Source organism: Mycobacterium sp. E2989 (assembly GCF_001667595.1).
Lineage (GTDB): Bacteria > Actinomycetota > Actinomycetes > Mycobacteriales > Mycobacteriaceae > Mycobacterium.
In genome coordinates this window covers 14,860-30,448 of sequence record NZ_LZJX01000099.1, presented here as the reverse complement: position 1 = coordinate 30,448, position 15,589 = coordinate 14,860, and the positions used below count along the sequence as shown (strand labels likewise).

Sequence of the window (15,589 nt, the reverse complement as noted above, 5' to 3'; positions counted from 1 at the left end):
CGGCGCGCACGACGATTCACCACTGGGTCACACCTCTCGCGCGCGGCCTCAAATCGCCAAGCGCGCCAACAGGTCCCGTGCCCTCTCCGCGTTCTGCGGATCGCAGAGCACGTCATAGCGGCCGGCCACCAGCTGCATGGTCGAGCTGAAATCCCTTGTGCCGCGGGCCATCGCGTAGGGGACGGCGGAGGTGATCAACCCGAAGAAGACCCCGGCCACCAGGCCGGTGGCCAGCGCGGCCCAGGGATTCGGGCTGAAGAAACCGAGTACCAATCCGATGAACAGACCCAGCCAGGCCCCACTCAGCACGCCGCCACCGAGCACCTTGGCCCAGGTCAGCCTGCCGGTGACCCGCTCCACCTGCATCAGGTCGACGCCGACGATGGTCACCTGCTGGACCGGGAACTCCTGCTCGGAGAGGTAGTCGACGGCGCGCTGCGCCTCGGCGTAGGTGGGATAGGACCCGACCGGCCAACCCTTGGGCGGCGTCGGCAGTCCGGGCGCGCGGCGGCCCGTCGCGCCCGTGGGCGTGGAGCCGGGGACTTGACCGGGCTGGAAAGGACTAGTCATTGCTGCTCATTCTCCTCCGCCCCGGCCGATGCCACATCTCGGACCTCCTAGCCTAGCCAGCGACCTGCACAAACAAAGCCGTCACCGCCCCGACGAGGGCCGTGCGACGCGCGGCGGTTCGCCGCCGATCGGCCAACCGGGCATCGGCTAGGTTGAACACCATGACAGCGCCCGGCGACAGCTTCGGCGACCCCGCCCACGACGACCAGGCCAAACCGTCGTCCGCCGGCGGCAGCGGGGGCCCGGACCAGCCGGGGGCCGCGTGGGAACCGCCGGCGCCGGACTACCCGCCCCCGGCGTATCCGCCGCCGGGCTACCCCATCGAGTACCAACCCGGCTACGCGGGCCAATACCCGCCGCCCCCAGCCGGATACGGGCCACCGCCCGGCTATGACCAGCCGCCGGGCTACGGCGCGCCGCCCTACCAGCCGGGCCCGTCACAATTCGGGGGGCCGCCGGGCGGCTACGGTCCGCCGCCGTATCCGGGCGGCTACTACCCCGCCCCGGACTACCTGGGCGGCTATGGCACCCCGAGCGGCGTCAAACCGGGCACGAACAAGCTCGCGATCGCCTCGCTCGTCACGTCGTTCACCGGCGTGTTCTGCTGCTGCGTCGGCTCGATTGTGGCGATCGTGCTGGGCGCGGTCGCGATCAACCAGATTCGGCGGACCCAGCAGGACGGCTACGGCCTGGCGGTGGCCGGCATCGTGATCGGCGTCGCGACCCTGGTGGTCACCACGATCGTCTTCCTGTTCGCGATGCACTCGCGTTAGCCGCATCCCAGCATCTGCCGTACCGAGCGCGGCTGCCTAGGCTCTCCCCATGGCATCGGTCAACAGGGTCTACATCGCCCGGCTCTCGCGGATGTTGGTGCTGGGTCCGCTCGGCGAATCCTTCGGCCGGGTCCGCGATGTCGTGATCAGCATCAGCATCGTGCGTCAACAACCGCGCGTCCTGGGATTGGTCGTCGACCTGGCGACGCGGCGCAGCATCTTCATCCCGATGCTTCGGGTCGCCGCGATCGAGCCGGAGGCCGTCACCCTCAACACCGGAAGCGTCTCCCTGCGCCGCTTCGAACAGCGCCCGGGTGAGGTGCTGGCGATCGGCCAGGTGCTCGACACGCAGGTCAAGGTCAACGATCCCGCGTTGCCGGAACTGGCCGGCCTGGACGTCGTCGTCACCGACCTCGGGATCGAACAAACCCGCACCCGCGACTGGATGGTGAGCCGGGTCGCGGTCCGCAGCCAGCGGCGGCTGGGGCGACGCGGCCCTGTGCACGTCGTGGATTGGTACCACGTGCAAGGCCTGAGCCCGTCGGCGCTGGCGCTGCCGGGTCAGGGCGTGGCGCAGCTGCTGGATCAGTTCGAGGGCTGGAAGGCGGTCGACGTGGCCGACGCCATCCGCGGCCTGCCGCCCAAGCGCCGCTACGAAGTGCTCAAGGCGCTCGACGACGACCGGCTGGCGGATGTGCTGCAGGAACTGCCCGAACTGGACCAGGCCGACGTGCTCTCCGAGCTGGGCACGGAACGCTCGGCCGACGTCCTCGAGGAGATGGATCCCGACGACGCCGCCGACCTGCTCGGCGTGCTGAACCCGACGGACGCCGAGATGCTGCTGACCCGGATGGACCCGGACGATTCGGCCCCGGTCCGGCGACTGCTGGCGCACTCGCCGGACACGGCGGGCGGGCTGATGACCTCGGATCCGGTGGTGCTGACGCCCGACACGTCGGTCGCCGAGGCGCTGGCCCGCGTCCGCGACCCGGACCTCACCCCCGCCCTGTCGTCCATGGTGTTCGTGGTGCGCCCGCCCACGGCCACGCCCACCGGCCGGTACCTGGGTTGTGTGCAACTGCAACGGCTGCTCCGCGAGGCACCGGCGGAACTGGTCGGCGGCATCGTGGACACCGACCTGCTCACCCTGACGCCGGAGACCCCGCTGGCGGCGGTGACCCGCTACCTGGCGGCCTACAACCTGGTGTGCGGACCGGTGCTCGATGATCAGAACCACCTGCTGGGCGCGGTGACGGTGGACGACCTGCTCGATCACCTGCTGCCGCACGACTGGCGGGTGGACATGCAGGCGCTCGACGCCGCAGGCCGGCTCGACGAACTGGGAGGATCCGCGTGAGCAAGTCCCCGGCACCCCGCCGGCTGCTTTCCACCCCGCGGACGTCGCGCAGATACTCGCCGCGCCTGGACCCCGAGGCCGTCGGCCAGATCACCGAGTCCATCGCGCGGTTCTTCGGCACCGGCCGCTACCTGCTGGTGCAGACAATCGTGGTGATCGTTTGGATCGCCGTGAACCTCTTCGCCGCCGCGGCCCGCTTCGACCCCTATCCCTTCATCCTGCTCAACCTCGCCTTCTCCACGCAGGCCGCCTACGCGGCGCCGCTGATTTTGCTCGCCCAGAATCGTCAGGAGAACCGGGACCGGGTCGCGCTCGAACAGGATCGTCATCGCGCGGCGCAGACCAAGGCCGACACCGAGTTTCTGGCCCGCGAGCTCGCGGCCGTGCGGCTCGCCGTCGGCGAGGTCGTGACCCGCGAATATCTGCGTCATGAGCTGGAGGATCTGCGCGCGCTGCTGGCCCGATTGGACCCCGAATCCGGGGGCGCCGAGGGGGTACAGGGCGGCGCCGGCGTGGACCGCGTCACTAAGAAATCGGGCTGAGAACCAGTTCAGACCATTGCGCCACTCTGGTCACAAGAGTTATGTATGGTGATCTAGTTCACGGCTGAAGAGCAGTTGACCAGCTCACATACCTAGGACGGTCGAGTGCGCATTGGGGGACGCCGGGGTGCACGCCCGGCCGCCGCAGCGGAGCGGCAAGGAGCACTTCAGGTGACGCGCACGCGCGCATTCGGCGTCGCCACGATCGCCCCGTTGGTCTTCGCCGGGGCGGTGAGCGGGGCGGCACCCTCGCTCCCCGAAAAGCTTCCGCAGGTGCACGCGAAAGTGGCCCCGGTGGCCGCGGTTTCCCCCACCGTTCCCGACCTCTCGGGCCCGGCGGTCGTGTCCGCCGACCGTTCACCGACCGCCTTCCACGTCGCCGAGCCCGCCCTGTCGGCTCCGCCGAAACCGATGATCGTGAATGCGCCTGGGGCGCTTGGCATTCCGAGCATCGCGCTGGCGGCCTACCGCAGCGCCGAACAGAAGATGGCCGTGGCCGCCCCCGGCTGCGGCGTCAGCTGGAACCTGCTGGCCGGGATAGGCCGCATCGAGTCGGGTCATGCCGGCGGCGGGGCGGTCGACGCGCGCGGCACGGCGGTCGTCCCGATCTACGGCCCCGCGTTGGACGGCACGCTGCCGGGCAACGAGATCATCCTGCAGAGCAGCACCGGCAACCGGCCCACCTACGCCCGCGCGATGGGGCCGATGCAGTTCTTGCCCGGCACCTGGGCGCGGTACGCCTCCGACGGCAAGGGCGACGGCGTCGCCGATCCACAGAACCTGTTCGACTCCACCCTGGCCGCGGCGCGCTACCTGTGCAGCGGCGGCCTCAACCTCCGCGACCCGTCGCAAGTGATGGCCGCGATCCTGCGCTACAACAACTCGATGGCGTACGCGCAGAACGTGCTGGGCTGGGCGTCGGCGTACGCCACCGGCGTGGTTCCGGTCGACCTGCCTCCGATGACGGGCCCGCCGCCGCCGCTCGCCGACGCGCACCTCGAGCATGCCGAGGGACTCGGCCCCAACCTGCCGATGAACGTCAACGGGTTGCCGTTGGACGACCCCCTGGCGCGCATGCCGCTGATCGACCTCTCCGGGCCGCAGAGCCCCGGTCAGCAGTCGATGTTCCCGTGGATGAGCCCCACGCCGCAGCAGGCCCCGACGCGTATGCCCGGCTGCACGGTGATCTGTGTCGGTCCCCAGAATCCGCCGCAGCCGGCCCAGCCGTGGGCGCCGCCGCCCATGGCACCGCCGCCGATGGCACCACCCCCGCCAATGGCCCCGCCGATGGCCCCGCCGCCACCGCCGGACGCGCAGGCTCCCGCGCCCCAGGCGGCCCCGGCCCCCGCGGCTGCGGCACCCAAACCCGCCGGCCCGCCGAACGCGGCGGCGCCGAAGCCGCCGGGACCCGTCGCGGGCGGCTGACCGCCGCCAGACGGCCCCATCGCGCACGCCTACACTCGGCGGTGATGTCTGGTCATGACGCTGCCGACTTGAGCGCAGCAATCCGCACCGCCCTGGGGAAGGTGATCGACCCCGAACTCCGGCGCCCGATCACCGAACTGGGGATGGTCAAGAGCATTGACACCCAGCCCGACGGCGGCGTGCACGTCGGGATCTACCTGACCACCGCCGCGTGCCCGAAGAAGACGGAGATCACCGAGCGGGTCACCAACGCGGTCGCCGACGTGCCGGGCACCGGCGCCGTCAAGGTCACCCTGGACGTGATGAACGACGAGCAGCGCACCGAACTGCGCAAGCAGTTGCGCGGCGATGCCCGCGAGCCCGTCATCCCCTTCGCCCAACCGAATTCGCTGACGCGGGTGTACGCGGTCGCGTCCGGAAAGGGCGGTGTGGGCAAGTCCACCGTCACGGTCAACCTGGCCGCGGCCATGGCGGCCCGCGGCCTCTCGGTGGGCGTGCTCGACGCCGACATCCACGGCCATTCCATCCCCCGGATGATGGGCACCACGGACCGGCCCACCCAGGTCGAGTCGATGATCCTGCCCCCCATCGCCCACGAGGTGAAGGTCATCTCGATCGCCCAGTTCACCGAGGGCAACACCCCGGTGGTGTGGCGCGGGCCGATGCTGCACCGGGCGCTGCAACAGTTCCTGGCCGACGTCTACTGGGGCGATCTGGACGTCCTCCTGCTGGACCTGCCGCCGGGCACCGGGGACATCGCCATCTCGGTGGCCCAGCTGATCCCCAGCGCCGAGATCATGGTGGTGACGACGCCGCAGCTGGCCGCGGCCGAGGTCGCCGAGCGGGCGGGCAGCATCGCGATGCAAACCCGGCAGCGCATCGCCGGCGTCGTGGAGAACATGGCGGGCCTCACGCTGCCGGACGGCTCGACGATGCAGGTGTTCGGCGAGGGCGGCGGCCGGCAGGTGGCCGAGCGCCTGTCCCGCGCCGTCGGCGCCGAGGTGCCTCTGCTCGGCCAGATCCCGTTGGACCCCGCGCTGGTGGCCGCCGGCGATTCCGGCACCCCCATCGTGCTCAGCGCCCCGGATTCCCCGGCGGGCAAGGAGCTGCGCAGCGTGGCCGACAACCTGTCATCGCGACGGCGCGGCCTGGCGGGCGTGTCGCTGGGCCTGGATCCGACGCGGCGCTAGGTCCGATGGCGGCGACCCGCTAGGTCGCGTCGGCGTCGAACGGCGCCGGCCCGGGAGCCTGCACGGGCGGTGGCGACGGCTCCGCCGGCGCGGCCGCGGTGCCGTTGACCGGCCGGTCGAAGTTCCCCGTCAAGAACGAATCGTCGCCGTCCAGCAGGTGCTTGGTCAGCGCGGCGCGCGGCGTCATCCCGCGCAGCCGCTGCAGCTCGCTCAGCGGCGCGCGGAGCTCGTCGAACTCGGGCCCGAGGTCTTCGCGCAGCTGGGTGGTCACCCCGCTGAGGTAGTCGCGCGCCTGGCGCAGCGCGGTCGACGTCCAGCGGATGGCGCCGGGGAGCCGCTCGGGGCCGAGGACCACCAGCCCCACCACGACGAGGACCAGGATGTGCTCCCAGCTCAGGCTGCCGAACATCTAGCTGCCGTCGGGGTCGGGCTTGACGGTCAGCGTGACGTGCCGGCCGTCGCGGACCACCTCGATCGGGGAGTCCTGGCCGATGGTCAGCTGCCGGACGGCGACGACGAACTCGTCGGCGTCGGCGACGGTGCGGTTACCGACCTTGACGATGACGTCGTTCTCCAGGATCCCGCCCTTTTGCGCGGGGCTGCCGGCCTTCACGTTGGCGACCTGCGCACCGGAGGCGATCGCGTTGCTCACCGAGCGGGTGCTGATGCCCAGCGTCGGGTGCACGATCTTGCCGTCCTTGATCAGCGTCTGGGCCACCTGCTTGGCCTCGTTGATCGGGATCGCGAAGCCCAGCCCACTTGCGCTGTCGGACAACGACTTACCCGCGGTGTTGATCCCGATCACCTGCGAGTCCATGTCGATCAGCGGGCCACCGGAGTTGCCGTGGTTGATCGACGCGTCGGTCTGCAGGGCGTCGATGACGGTGTCGGTGTCCGAGCCCTCCCCCGACAACGGGACGGGCCGGTGCAGCGCGCTGATGATGCCGTGGGTCACGGTGCTGCGCAGCCCGAGCGGCGCGCCCGCCGCCAGCACCTCGTCGCCGACGCGCACCTTGTCCGAGTCGCCGAACCGGGCCACGCTCAGGTTGTCGACGTTGTCGACCTTGAGCACCGCCAGGTCGGTCTTGGGGTCGCGCCCGACCAGGTTGGCGGGCACTTCCTTGCCGTCGTTGAACACCACGGTCGTCTTGAACTGGCTGGGGTTGTTCGCCGCCTCGGAGATCACGTGGTTGTTCGTGATGATGTAGCCGCGGCCGTCGATCACCACGCCGGAGCCCTGCATGCCCTCCTGGTCGCTCTTGGACTCGATGGTCACCACCGCGTTCGCGGTTGCGGCCGCCACCTTGGCGAACCGGCCGGCCGGGCCCTCCCCGTTGCCGTTGGTCGACAGCGTCACCTTCGAGGTGGTGAACGCCTCGGCGACCTCGGCCGTCTTGCGCCCGATCACCCCGCCGATCACGCCGATCACCAGCGCGATCAGCAACAGCACCAGCAGCGCGAGGTAGGACACCTTGCCGCCGAACAGCACGTCGCGCACGCCCAGCTTGCCGCCGTAGCCCTGCGGTCCCCGCGGCCCCGACGGGGCGACCGCCGGGGTGCCCAACGCGGCCCCGGCCGACGGGTCCCGCCACGGATCATCGAGCTCGTCGGGGCCGGCACCGTCCTTCTCGGCGGCCAGCGCGCCGGCGTCAACGGGGTGGCGCTGCAGCGAGTCGGGGCTGCCGACCGGCCGGCTGAACGCCTCCTGGAGGACCGGATCGGCCGGCTCGTCGTGCGGGGAGAACTCGCCCTGGTCCCGGTACTTCTGCGGGCGGACGCGGTCGGCCAGGAAGGACCCGCGCAGTCCGGCGGGGCGGCTGAAGAGTTGACGCGATGCGGGGTCCACCGGCGGACGGGAGACGGGGCGCGGGGCTAAGCGGTTGCCGCTGTTCTTGCCGCTGTCCTGCTTCTGGTCGAAGCCTTGATCGGAGGTCACGTTATCCCTTTGGATCCTCTTCTTGAGCGCTCGAGACAGGCCCTGCACCGGGCGATATCCACGACACCGGCGTGGTCGTGTTCACCCTAGTATCCACGGTTCGTGGCGGGTCGCCCATGAGCGCGGGGGCGGGGTGCGCAAATTCGGCGGGGTCAACCATCGGCAGTTGCGCGGGAAGTCGCCGAGCTAGGGGCGCTTGCGCTGCTCACGGGCGTCGCGGTCAGCGAATCGGTCGGATGCCCGGGTGGTGGCGTCGTCGGGCGAATCGTAGGGAATCTCGGCGAGCATGCCGAGCAGCGTGCTGGGGATGCGGATGGGATGTGAGTCGCGCAGCGCGGCGCGGGCCCGGCTTTGGTCGTCGACCTCCGCCGCGCACTGCGGGCACAGCGACAAGTGATGCGCCGCCCGCAGGTGCGCGTTCATGCGCAGCTCACCGTCGACGAACGCCGCGATGGCCTCCACGGAAAGGTGCTCGGTGGAACCGAACTGGCGCGGCGCGCCGACGGGCGCATCGCTCTGAGAGGCGAACTGTGCGGGGAGCCAGGAGAACGCGCGCCGGAAGAGATGTCCTCGATCGGGCATCACCGGGTCCTTTCGTTGCGCCTACCCCTCGAATGTAGCGCGAGGCGGTGCGCAATATCGCGTGTCAATACCGCAAATCCGCTGGCTTATCCCCAAGCGGCGAACCCGGGTGTGCCGATTCGGGCGGTCGGCTACGCCGACTCGGCGTGGGCCGCGGCGCCCGGTTGGGGGTGCGCGGCCAGGTAGTCGCGCAAGGCCTGGCGGCCGCGGTGGATGCGGCTGCGCACGGTGCCGAGCTTCACGCCCAGGGTCGCGCCGATCTCCTCGTAGGACAGGCCCTCGATGTCACACAGCACGACCGCGGCGCGGAACTCCGGCGGCAGCGAATCCAGGGCCGCCTGCAAATCCGGGCCCAGCCGCGAATCGTGGTAGATCTCTTCGGGGTTGGGCTCGTCGGCGGGCACCCGCTCGTAGTCCTCCGGCAACGCCTCCATCCGGATGCGCGCGCGCCGGCGCACCATGTCGAGGAAGAGGTTGGTGGTGATGCGGTGCAGCCAGCCTTCGAACGTTCCCGGCTGATAGTTCTGCACCGACCGGAAAACCCGGATGAAGGTCTCCTGGGTGAGGTCCTCCGCGTCGTGCTGATTGCCGGAGAGGCGGTAGGCCAGCCGGTAGACCCGGTCGGCGTGCTGACGCACCAGCTCGTCCCACGAGGGCATCGTGGCCTTGTCCCCGGTCGCGTCGAAAACCGCGGTGCCTTGCAAACCCTCGGACGGCTCCACCCACTCGTCTGCAGGGCAGTCCTGCGGGTGAGACATGCTGGCCGGGCCCAAAAGCGTGGTGATGATCAGATCCTCCGAATCCGTCCTGCCGAAAAGCGACAAGTCGTCACCGGCGGCAACACGTAGCCGCCAGTCCGTATTCCCGTCCCAACGCGCTCCGCGATCCATAGGGACACCGTCGCGTATCGGCGTATGTGCGATATATGAACAGTCTGAGCTCAGGCTGAGAAACCGTATCGTTACCAGCGCTGTGCAGGACATATCCGGCGCGGGGTGAAGTTAAACGCATCGGCTTCGCCGGGTGTGTCGTGCCGGGCCTCGTTAGGCGCGCCATGTCGGGGCCGCACACCGGAGTGGAATACGCTGCGGGCATGGACGGCACGGACGCAGAAACCCCCGACCAGGCGGCGCCCAGTCGAGCCGAATCCCTCATCGCGCACGCCGAGGGGTCGATCTCGGAAGACGCCCTGCTGGCGGCCGCCCGCGAGCGCGCCGTGGACATCGGCGCCGGGGCGGTGACGCCGGCGGTGGGGGCCCTGTTGAGCCTGCTGACCAAGCTCAGCGGCGGCAAGGCCGTCGCGGAGGTGGGGACCGGCGCGGGGGTCAGCGGGCTCTGGCTGTTGTCGGGCATGAGCGACGACGGCGTCCTGACGACCATCGACATCGAGCCCGAGTATCTGCGGCTGGCCAAGCAGGCCTTCTCCGAGGCCGGCATCGGACCGTCGCGCACGCGGTTGATCAGCGGCCGGGCCCAGGAGGTGCTGACCCGGCTCGCCGACGAGTCCTACGACCTCGTATTCGTCGACGCCGACCCGGTCGACCAGCCGGAATACGTCGTGGAGGGCGTGCGGCTGTTGCGATCGGGCGGCGTCATCGTCGTGCACCGGGCCGCCCTCGGCGGGCGGGCCGGCGATCCCGCCGCCCGCGACGCCGAGGTGGCCGCGGTGCGGGAAGCGGCGCGGCTGATCGCCGAGGACGAGCGGCTCACCCCGGCCCTGGTGCCGCTGGGCGACGGGATTTTGGCCGCGGTCCGCGACTGACCGCGCCGCCGCGGCGACGCGTAGACGACCGCCCGACGATCTATACGGATTCTTGACGCGGCACCTGCTTGACTCGCGACTGAACAGACGTTTAGCGTACTGAACATGCGTTCAGCCGACCTGACCGCCGCCGCCCGGATTCGCGACGCGGCCATCGAGCAGTTCGGCCAGCACGGCTTCGGGGTCGGGCTGCGCAAGATCGCGGAGGCCGCCGGCGTCAGCGCGGCGCTGGTGATTCACCACTTCGGCTCCAAGGAAGGCCTGCGCAAGGCCTGCGAGGACTACATCGCCGATCAGATCTACAACCAGAAGTCCGAGGCGATTCGCTCCAACGACCCGGCCACCTGGTTCGCGCAGTTGGCCGAGATCGAGGAGTACGCGCCGCTGATGGCCTACGTGGTCCGCAGCATGCAGACCGGCGGCGAGCTGGCGAACATGATGTGGCGCAGGATGATCGACAACACCTCCGCCTACATGGAAGAGGGCGTGCGCGCCGGCACGATCAAGCCCAGCCGCGACCCCGAGGCGAGGGCCAAATACCTGGGCATCACCGGCGGCGGGGGGTTCTTGCTCTACCTGCAAATGCACGAAACCCCAACGGATCTGCGGGCAGTCCTACGCGACTATGCCCGAGACATGGTGCTGCCGGCCCTGGAGATCTACACCGAGGGATTGATGGTCGACCGGACCATGTACGACGCGTTCCTGGCCGCCGAAGATCAAGGAGGATCACATGACGATTGACAATGCAGCGCCCATCGAAATTCACGGCCTGATAAAGAATTTCGGGTCGGTGCGCGCGCTGGATGGCCTCGAGCTCTCGGTGCGCGAAGGTGAAGTGCACGGCTTCCTCGGCCCCAACGGCGCCGGGAAGTCGACGACGATGCGCATCCTGCTGGGCTTGGTCAAGGCGGACGGCGGCAGCGTGCGGCTGCTGGGCGGCGATCCCTGGACCGACGCGGTCGCGCTGCACCGCCAGATCGCCTACGTGCCAGGCGATGTCACGCTGTGGCCGACGCTGACCGGCGGCGAGACCATCGACATGCTGGCCCGCATGCGCGGCGGCATCGACCACAAGCGTCGCGCCGAGCTGATCGAGCGTTTCGACCTCGACCCACACAAGAAGGCGCGGACCTACTCGAAGGGCAACCGGCAGAAGGTCTCGCTGATCTCCGCCTTCTCCTCGCGGGCCCGCCTGTTGCTCTTGGACGAGCCGAGCAGCGGCCTGGACCCGTTGATGGAGAACGTCTTTCAGCAGTGCGTCGCCGAGGCGCGTGACGACGGGGCAACGGTCTTGCTGTCCAGCCACATCCTGGCCGAGACCGAGGCGCTGTGCGAACGGGTGACCATCATCCGGGCCGGCAAGACCGTCGAGAGCGGGTCACTGGACTCGATGCGCCATCTGAGCCGCACCTCGATCAAGGCCGAAATGACCGGCGACCCCGGCGACCTCACGCGCATCAAGGGCGTCGAGGACGTCAGCGTCGAGGGCAACACCGTGCGCGCCCAGGTCGACGGCGAGAGCCTCGGAGAACTGATCCGGGCGCTGGGCGACGCGGGCGTGCGCAGCCTGGTCAGCCAGCCGCCGACCCTCGAGGAACTCTTCCTGCGCCACTACGACACCGCGGACAAGGTGGCCGCATCATGAGCACTGCAACCCTGGATCGGTCGCACCGGCCGGCCCACCCCGCACCGCCACGTCGGCCGAACTTCGCGGGAACCCTGGGCATGCTGCGGCTCTACTTGCGGCGCGACCGCATCGCGCTGCCCCTGTGGGTGCTGCTGCTGTCGGTGCCGTTGGCAACGGTGTACGTCGGCAGCATCGAAAAGGTCTACCCCACCCAGGCCGCCCGCGCCGGGTTCGCGGCTTCCATCATGGCAAGCCCCGCACAGCGCGCACTCTACGGGCAGGTCTACAACGACAGCCTTGGGGCCGTTGGCATTTGGAAGGCCGGAATGTTCCACATGCTGATCGCGGTGGCCGTCATCCTGACCGTCATCCGGCACACCCGCGCGGACGAGGAGGCCGGCCGCACCGAACTCGTGGACTCGACCGCGGTCGGTCGCTACGCCAGCCTTAGCGCCGCCCTGCTGTTGTCATTCGGTGCCAGCATCGCCACCGGAGCGATCGGCGCGGCGGGGCTGCTCACCACCGATGTCGCGCCCGGCGGGTCGCTCGCTTTCGGCGCGGCGCTGGCCTGCTCCGGGCTGGTGTTCACCGCCGTCGCCGCAGTGGCCGCGCAGCTGTCGCCGAGCGCGCGGGTCGCGCGCGGCACGGCGTTTGCGATCCTGGCGGCCGCCTTCACGCTGCGCGCCCTCGGCGACGCGGGTTCGGGTGCGCTGTCCTGGCTTTCGCCGCTGGGCTGGTCGCTGCAAGTCCGCCCCTACGCGGGTGACCACTGGCCGGTGCTGATGCTGCACCTGGTAACCACCGTCGCGCTCACCGCGGTGGCGTATCGGCTCCTCGCCGGCCGGGACGTGGGCGCGGGCCTGTTCGCCGAGCGCCCCGGCCCCGGCGCCGCCGCGCCCGCGCTCGGCAACGTGTTCGGGCTGGCGTGGCGGCTGGACCGCGGGGCGCTGTTGCTGTGGACCGTGGGCCTGTGCCTGTACGGCCTCCTGATGGGCAGCGTGGTGCAAGGCATCGGCGCGCAGCTCGGCGACAGCAACGCCGCCCGCGGCATCGTCGTCCGAATGGGCGGCACCAACGCCTTGGCGGAAGCCTTCATCGCCGTCGCGTTCACGATGCTGGGCATGGCCGCGGCCGCGTTCTCGGTTTCGCTGACCTTGCGGCTACATCAGGAGGAGTCGGCCCAACGCGCCGAGACGACGCTGGCCGGCGCGGTGTCGCGCGATCGGTGGCTCGCCAGCCACGTGCTGGCCGCGTTGCTGGGCTCCACGATGGCGATGCTGGTCAGCGGGTTGGCGGGCGGCCTCGTCTACGGCGCCGCCGCGGGGGACGTCGGCGGCAAGGTGGCCGTTGTGGTGGCAAGCGCGGCCGTTCAACTGCCCGCCGTCTGGCTGATGTGCGCGGTGACCGTCCTCTTGTTCGGTGTCGCACCGCGATTCACGCCCGTGGCCTGGGGCGTTCTCGTCGGCTTCGTCGCCCTGTACCTGATCGGTTCCCTGGCCGGGTTCCCGCAGTGGGTGCTCGACTTCGAGCCGTTCGCTCACATCCCGCGCGTCAGCAAAGATTTCACGGCCGCGCCGCTGTTGTGGTTGCTCGCCATCGATGCCACACTGATCGCCCTGGGAGCCGTGGCTTTTCGACGACGCGATCTGCGCGGTTAGGAGCGGCATGAAGATCGGTGTTCGATTAGCGGTGTCTTCGATCCTCGGGATCGCCGCCTACGCCCTGGTCCTATTCGTGCCGGCCGGCACCATCCGCTATTGGCAGGGATGGGTGTTCATCTCCATCTTCACCGTGGTATCGATCATCCCGACAATCTATTTGGCGCGGAAACACCCGGACGCGCTGCAGCGCCGCATGCACGCGGGACCACAGGCGGAAAGCCGAACCGCCCAGAAGATCATCAGCGCCGGCGCGTTCGGGATCCTCTTCGTGATCATGGCGTTCAGCGCATTCGACCATCGGATGGGCTGGTCGACGGTCCCGGTATGGCTGTGCCTGGTCGGTGTGGTCCTGATAGCGGCCGGGCTGGGGCTCTCGATGCGGGTGATCATCGAGAACAGCTATGCCGCCGCCACCGTCACCGTGGAGGAAGGCCAGAAGGTGGCCTCCGAAGGTCTCTACAAGTCCATCCGCCACCCGATGTACGCCGGGAACGTGATCATGATGGTGGGCATGCCGCTGGCGCTGGGCTCGTACTGGGCGCTGCTGTTGATCATCCCGGGCGTCGCGCTGCTCGTGCTGCGCATCCTGGACGAGGAGAAGCTGCTCTACACCGAACTGCCCGGCTACCGCGAGTACGCGGAGCACGTGCCCTACCGGCTGCTGCCGAACGTGTGGTAGCCGCCCGGCGCGGCTAGATCCAGACGCCCTTGCCCACCGCGACCACACCGCCGGCGCTGATGGCGAAGCGTTCGCGGTCCTTCTCCAGGTCCACGCCGACCATCTCGCCGGGCCCGACGACGACGTTCTTGTCCAGGATGGCGTGGCGCACCACCGCGCCCCGGCCGACCCGGGCGCCCGGCATGATCACGCTGCCCTCCACGATCGCGCCGTCGTCGACCACGACGTTGGACGACAGCACCGAATTGCGCACCGACGCCGCGGAAATGATGCTGCCGGCCCCGACGACCGACTCCTGCGCCGAGCCGCCGTTGACGAACTTGGCCGGCGCCAGGTTCTCGGACTCGCCCCGAATCGGCCAGCGCTTGTTGTAGAGGTTGAAGACCGGGTGGACCGACACCAGGTCCATGTGCGCGTCGTAGAAGGCGTCGAGCGTCCCCACGTCCCGCCAGTAGCCGCGGTCGCGGTCGGTTGCCCCGGGCACCTCGTTGTCCCTGAAGTCGTACACCGCGGCCAGCCCGTCGCCCACCAGGCGCGGGATGATGTCACCGCCCATGTCGTGATCGGAGTGGTCGTCGTCGGCGTCCGCGCGGATCGCGTCGATGAGCACCTTGGTGGTGAAGATGTAGTTGCCCATCGACACGTACGTCGAGTCGGGGTCGTCGGGTGTTCCCGGCGGGTCCAGGGGCTTCTCCACGAAATCGCGGATGCGGCCGGAGTCGTCGGAGTCGATGCACCCGAATGCGGTGGCCTCGCCGCGGGGCACCCGGATGCCGGCGACCGTCGCGCCCGCCCCACTTTCGATGTGGAATTGGACCATCTGCTCGGGGTCCATCCGATACACGTGGTCGGCGCCGAAAACGACTATGTAGTCGGGATCTTCGTCGTAGATCAGGTTGAGCGACTGGTAGATCGCGTCGGCGGAGCCGGTGTACCACCGGGGGCCCAGCCGCTGCTGCGCGGGCACCGGGGTGATGTACTCACCGGCCAGCCCGGACAACCGCCAGTTCTGCGAAATGTGACGGTCCAGTGAATGCGACTTGTACTGAGTGAGAACGCAGATGCGCAAATAGCGCGCGTTCACGAGGTTGGACAGCACGAAGTCGATCAATCGATAGGCGCCGCCGAAGGGAACCGCGGGCTTGGCCCGATCCGCGGTCAGCGGATACAGCCGCTTGCCCTCACCCCCGGCCAGGACAATGCCCAGCACGTGCGGCGCTTCCCTCATGGGTCAAACCTATCGGCCCTCGGGAGACGCTGCCAGGGGGACCGCGCTATTGGCGGTGTTCTGTGCGGCTGTCCGTCAAGGTATTTGGTCCCGCCGGCCGGTCACCCAGAACCGGGCCCCCTCGCGGGCCTCGTCGCCGCCGCGCGGCTCGATATATTCGGCGTCTTCTCGGCCCGACTCGCGGGCCTCGTCGCCGCCGCGCGGCTCGATATTCGGCGTCTTCTCGGCCCGACTCGCGGGCCTCGTCGCCGCCG

General features: G+C 69.7%; 16 protein-coding genes. 10 read left to right on the top strand and 6 right to left on the bottom strand.

Annotation, left to right across the window (positions count from 1 at the left end):
- Positions 1-48: 48 nt before the first annotated feature.
- Complete coding sequence (locus tag A5680_RS16985; RefSeq protein WP_067821350.1) at positions 49-570, bottom strand: general stress protein; 522 nt, start codon at positions 568-570, stop codon at positions 49-51.
- A gap of 161 nt (positions 571-731) precedes the next feature.
- Between A5680_RS16985 and A5680_RS16980 the strand changes: the two genes are divergently transcribed.
- The 5 genes from A5680_RS16980 to A5680_RS16960 all read left to right on the top strand — a co-directional run bounded on the left by A5680_RS16980 (position 732) and on the right by A5680_RS16960 (position 5,857).
- Positions 732-1,343 carry a DUF4190 domain-containing protein gene (locus tag A5680_RS16980; protein WP_067821347.1) on the top strand — a complete coding sequence of 204 codons (612 nt, stop codon included), beginning with the start codon at positions 732-734 and terminating at the stop codon, positions 1,341-1,343.
- A 49-nt stretch (positions 1,344-1,392) separates the two neighbouring features.
- Complete coding sequence (locus A5680_RS16975; RefSeq protein WP_067821344.1) at positions 1,393-2,700, top strand: magnesium transporter MgtE N-terminal domain-containing protein; 1,308 nt, start codon at positions 1,393-1,395, stop codon at positions 2,698-2,700.
- On the top strand, positions 2,697-3,242 hold the full coding sequence (locus A5680_RS16970; RefSeq protein WP_067821341.1) for a DUF1003 domain-containing protein: 546 nt from the start codon (positions 2,697-2,699) through the stop codon (positions 3,240-3,242). The genes A5680_RS16975 and A5680_RS16970 overlap by 4 nt, the downstream gene beginning before the upstream one ends.
- A gap of 105 nt (positions 3,243-3,347) precedes the next feature.
- Positions 3,348-4,667: a lytic transglycosylase domain-containing protein gene (locus A5680_RS16965; protein WP_067821339.1), complete on the top strand. Its 1,320-nt coding sequence runs from the start codon at positions 3,348-3,350 to the stop codon at positions 4,665-4,667.
- A gap of 44 nt (positions 4,668-4,711) precedes the next feature.
- Positions 4,712-5,857, top strand: coding sequence for an Mrp/NBP35 family ATP-binding protein (locus A5680_RS16960; RefSeq protein WP_156349380.1), 1,146 nt, complete (start codon positions 4,712-4,714; stop codon positions 5,855-5,857).
- 19 nt (positions 5,858-5,876) lie between these two features.
- Here the strand turns inward: A5680_RS16960 and tatB are convergent, their stop codons facing one another.
- The 4 genes from tatB to sigE all read right to left on the bottom strand — a co-directional run bounded on the left by tatB (position 5,877) and on the right by sigE (position 9,265).
- Positions 5,877-6,266 carry a Sec-independent protein translocase protein TatB gene (gene tatB / locus A5680_RS16955; RefSeq protein ID WP_055398743.1) on the bottom strand — a complete coding sequence of 130 codons (390 nt, stop codon included), beginning with the start codon at positions 6,264-6,266 and terminating at the stop codon, positions 5,877-5,879.
- Complete coding sequence (locus A5680_RS16950; RefSeq protein WP_067821336.1) at positions 6,267-7,793, bottom strand: S1C family serine protease; 1,527 nt, start codon at positions 7,791-7,793, stop codon at positions 6,267-6,269.
- A 186-nt stretch (positions 7,794-7,979) separates the two neighbouring features.
- Complete coding sequence (gene rseA, locus A5680_RS16945; protein WP_055398747.1) at positions 7,980-8,375, bottom strand: anti-sigma E factor RseA; 396 nt, start codon at positions 8,373-8,375, stop codon at positions 7,980-7,982.
- A 131-nt stretch (positions 8,376-8,506) separates the two neighbouring features.
- Positions 8,507-9,265: an RNA polymerase sigma factor SigE gene (sigE, locus tag A5680_RS16940; RefSeq protein WP_067821333.1), complete on the bottom strand. Its 759-nt coding sequence runs from the start codon at positions 9,263-9,265 to the stop codon at positions 8,507-8,509.
- A gap of 203 nt (positions 9,266-9,468) precedes the next feature.
- Between sigE and A5680_RS16935 the strand changes: the two genes are divergently transcribed.
- The 5 genes from A5680_RS16935 (at position 9,469) to A5680_RS16915 (ending at position 14,107) form a co-directional block, all read left to right on the top strand.
- Entirely contained in the window at positions 9,469-10,137 is a 669-nt protein-coding gene (locus tag A5680_RS16935) for an O-methyltransferase (protein ID WP_067821426.1), read from the top strand.
- Positions 10,138-10,242: 105 nt separating this feature from the next.
- Positions 10,243-10,881, top strand: coding sequence for a TetR/AcrR family transcriptional regulator (locus A5680_RS16930; protein ID WP_055398753.1), 639 nt, complete (start codon positions 10,243-10,245; stop codon positions 10,879-10,881).
- Positions 10,871-11,785 (top strand): ABC transporter ATP-binding protein, encoded by a 915-nt coding sequence (locus A5680_RS16925; protein WP_055398754.1) that lies wholly within the window; start codon positions 10,871-10,873, stop codon positions 11,783-11,785. The genes A5680_RS16930 and A5680_RS16925 overlap by 11 nt, the downstream gene beginning before the upstream one ends.
- Entirely contained in the window at positions 11,782-13,425 is a 1,644-nt protein-coding gene (locus tag A5680_RS16920) for an ABC transporter permease (RefSeq protein ID WP_156675147.1), read from the top strand. The genes A5680_RS16925 and A5680_RS16920 overlap by 4 nt, the downstream gene beginning before the upstream one ends.
- A gap of 7 nt (positions 13,426-13,432) precedes the next feature.
- On the top strand, positions 13,433-14,107 hold the full coding sequence (locus tag A5680_RS16915; RefSeq protein WP_055398756.1) for an isoprenylcysteine carboxylmethyltransferase family protein: 675 nt from the start codon (positions 13,433-13,435) through the stop codon (positions 14,105-14,107).
- Positions 14,108-14,120: 13 nt separating this feature from the next.
- On the opposite strand, the gene glgC is transcribed toward A5680_RS16915, so the two are convergent.
- Positions 14,121-15,335 (bottom strand): glucose-1-phosphate adenylyltransferase, encoded by a 1,215-nt coding sequence (gene glgC / locus A5680_RS16910; protein ID WP_055398759.1) that lies wholly within the window; start codon positions 15,333-15,335, stop codon positions 14,121-14,123.
- Between the last annotated feature and the right edge of the window lie 254 nt (positions 15,336-15,589).

Bases quoted from the DNA above. Each gene is read 5' to 3' on its own strand.
- A5680_RS16985 (WP_067821350.1), bottom strand. From the start codon at position 570: ATGACTAGTCCTTTCCAGCCCGGTCAAGTCCCCGGCTCCACGCCCACG.
- A5680_RS16980 (WP_067821347.1), top strand. From the start codon at position 732: ATGACAGCGCCCGGCGACAGCTTCGGCGACCCCGCCCACGACGACCAG.
- A5680_RS16975 (WP_067821344.1), top strand. From the start codon at position 1,393: ATGGCATCGGTCAACAGGGTCTACATCGCCCGGCTCTCGCGGATGTTG.
- A5680_RS16960 (WP_156349380.1), top strand. From the start codon at position 4,712: ATGTCTGGTCATGACGCTGCCGACTTGAGCGCAGCAATCCGCACCGCC.
- tatB (WP_055398743.1), bottom strand. From the start codon at position 6,266: ATGTTCGGCAGCCTGAGCTGGGAGCACATCCTGGTCCTCGTCGTGGTG.
- rseA (WP_055398747.1), bottom strand. From the start codon at position 8,375: ATGCCCGATCGAGGACATCTCTTCCGGCGCGCGTTCTCCTGGCTCCCC.
- sigE (WP_067821333.1), bottom strand. From the start codon at position 9,265: ATGGATCGCGGAGCGCGTTGGGACGGGAATACGGACTGGCGGCTACGT.
- A5680_RS16935 (WP_067821426.1), top strand. From the start codon at position 9,469: ATGGACGGCACGGACGCAGAAACCCCCGACCAGGCGGCGCCCAGTCGA.
- A5680_RS16930 (WP_055398753.1), top strand. From the start codon at position 10,243: ATGCGTTCAGCCGACCTGACCGCCGCCGCCCGGATTCGCGACGCGGCC.
- A5680_RS16925 (WP_055398754.1), top strand. From the start codon at position 10,871: ATGACGATTGACAATGCAGCGCCCATCGAAATTCACGGCCTGATAAAG.
- A5680_RS16920 (WP_156675147.1), top strand. From the start codon at position 11,782: ATGAGCACTGCAACCCTGGATCGGTCGCACCGGCCGGCCCACCCCGCA.
- A5680_RS16915 (WP_055398756.1), top strand. From the start codon at position 13,433: ATGAAGATCGGTGTTCGATTAGCGGTGTCTTCGATCCTCGGGATCGCC.
- glgC (WP_055398759.1), bottom strand. From the start codon at position 15,335: ATGAGGGAAGCGCCGCACGTGCTGGGCATTGTCCTGGCCGGGGGTGAG.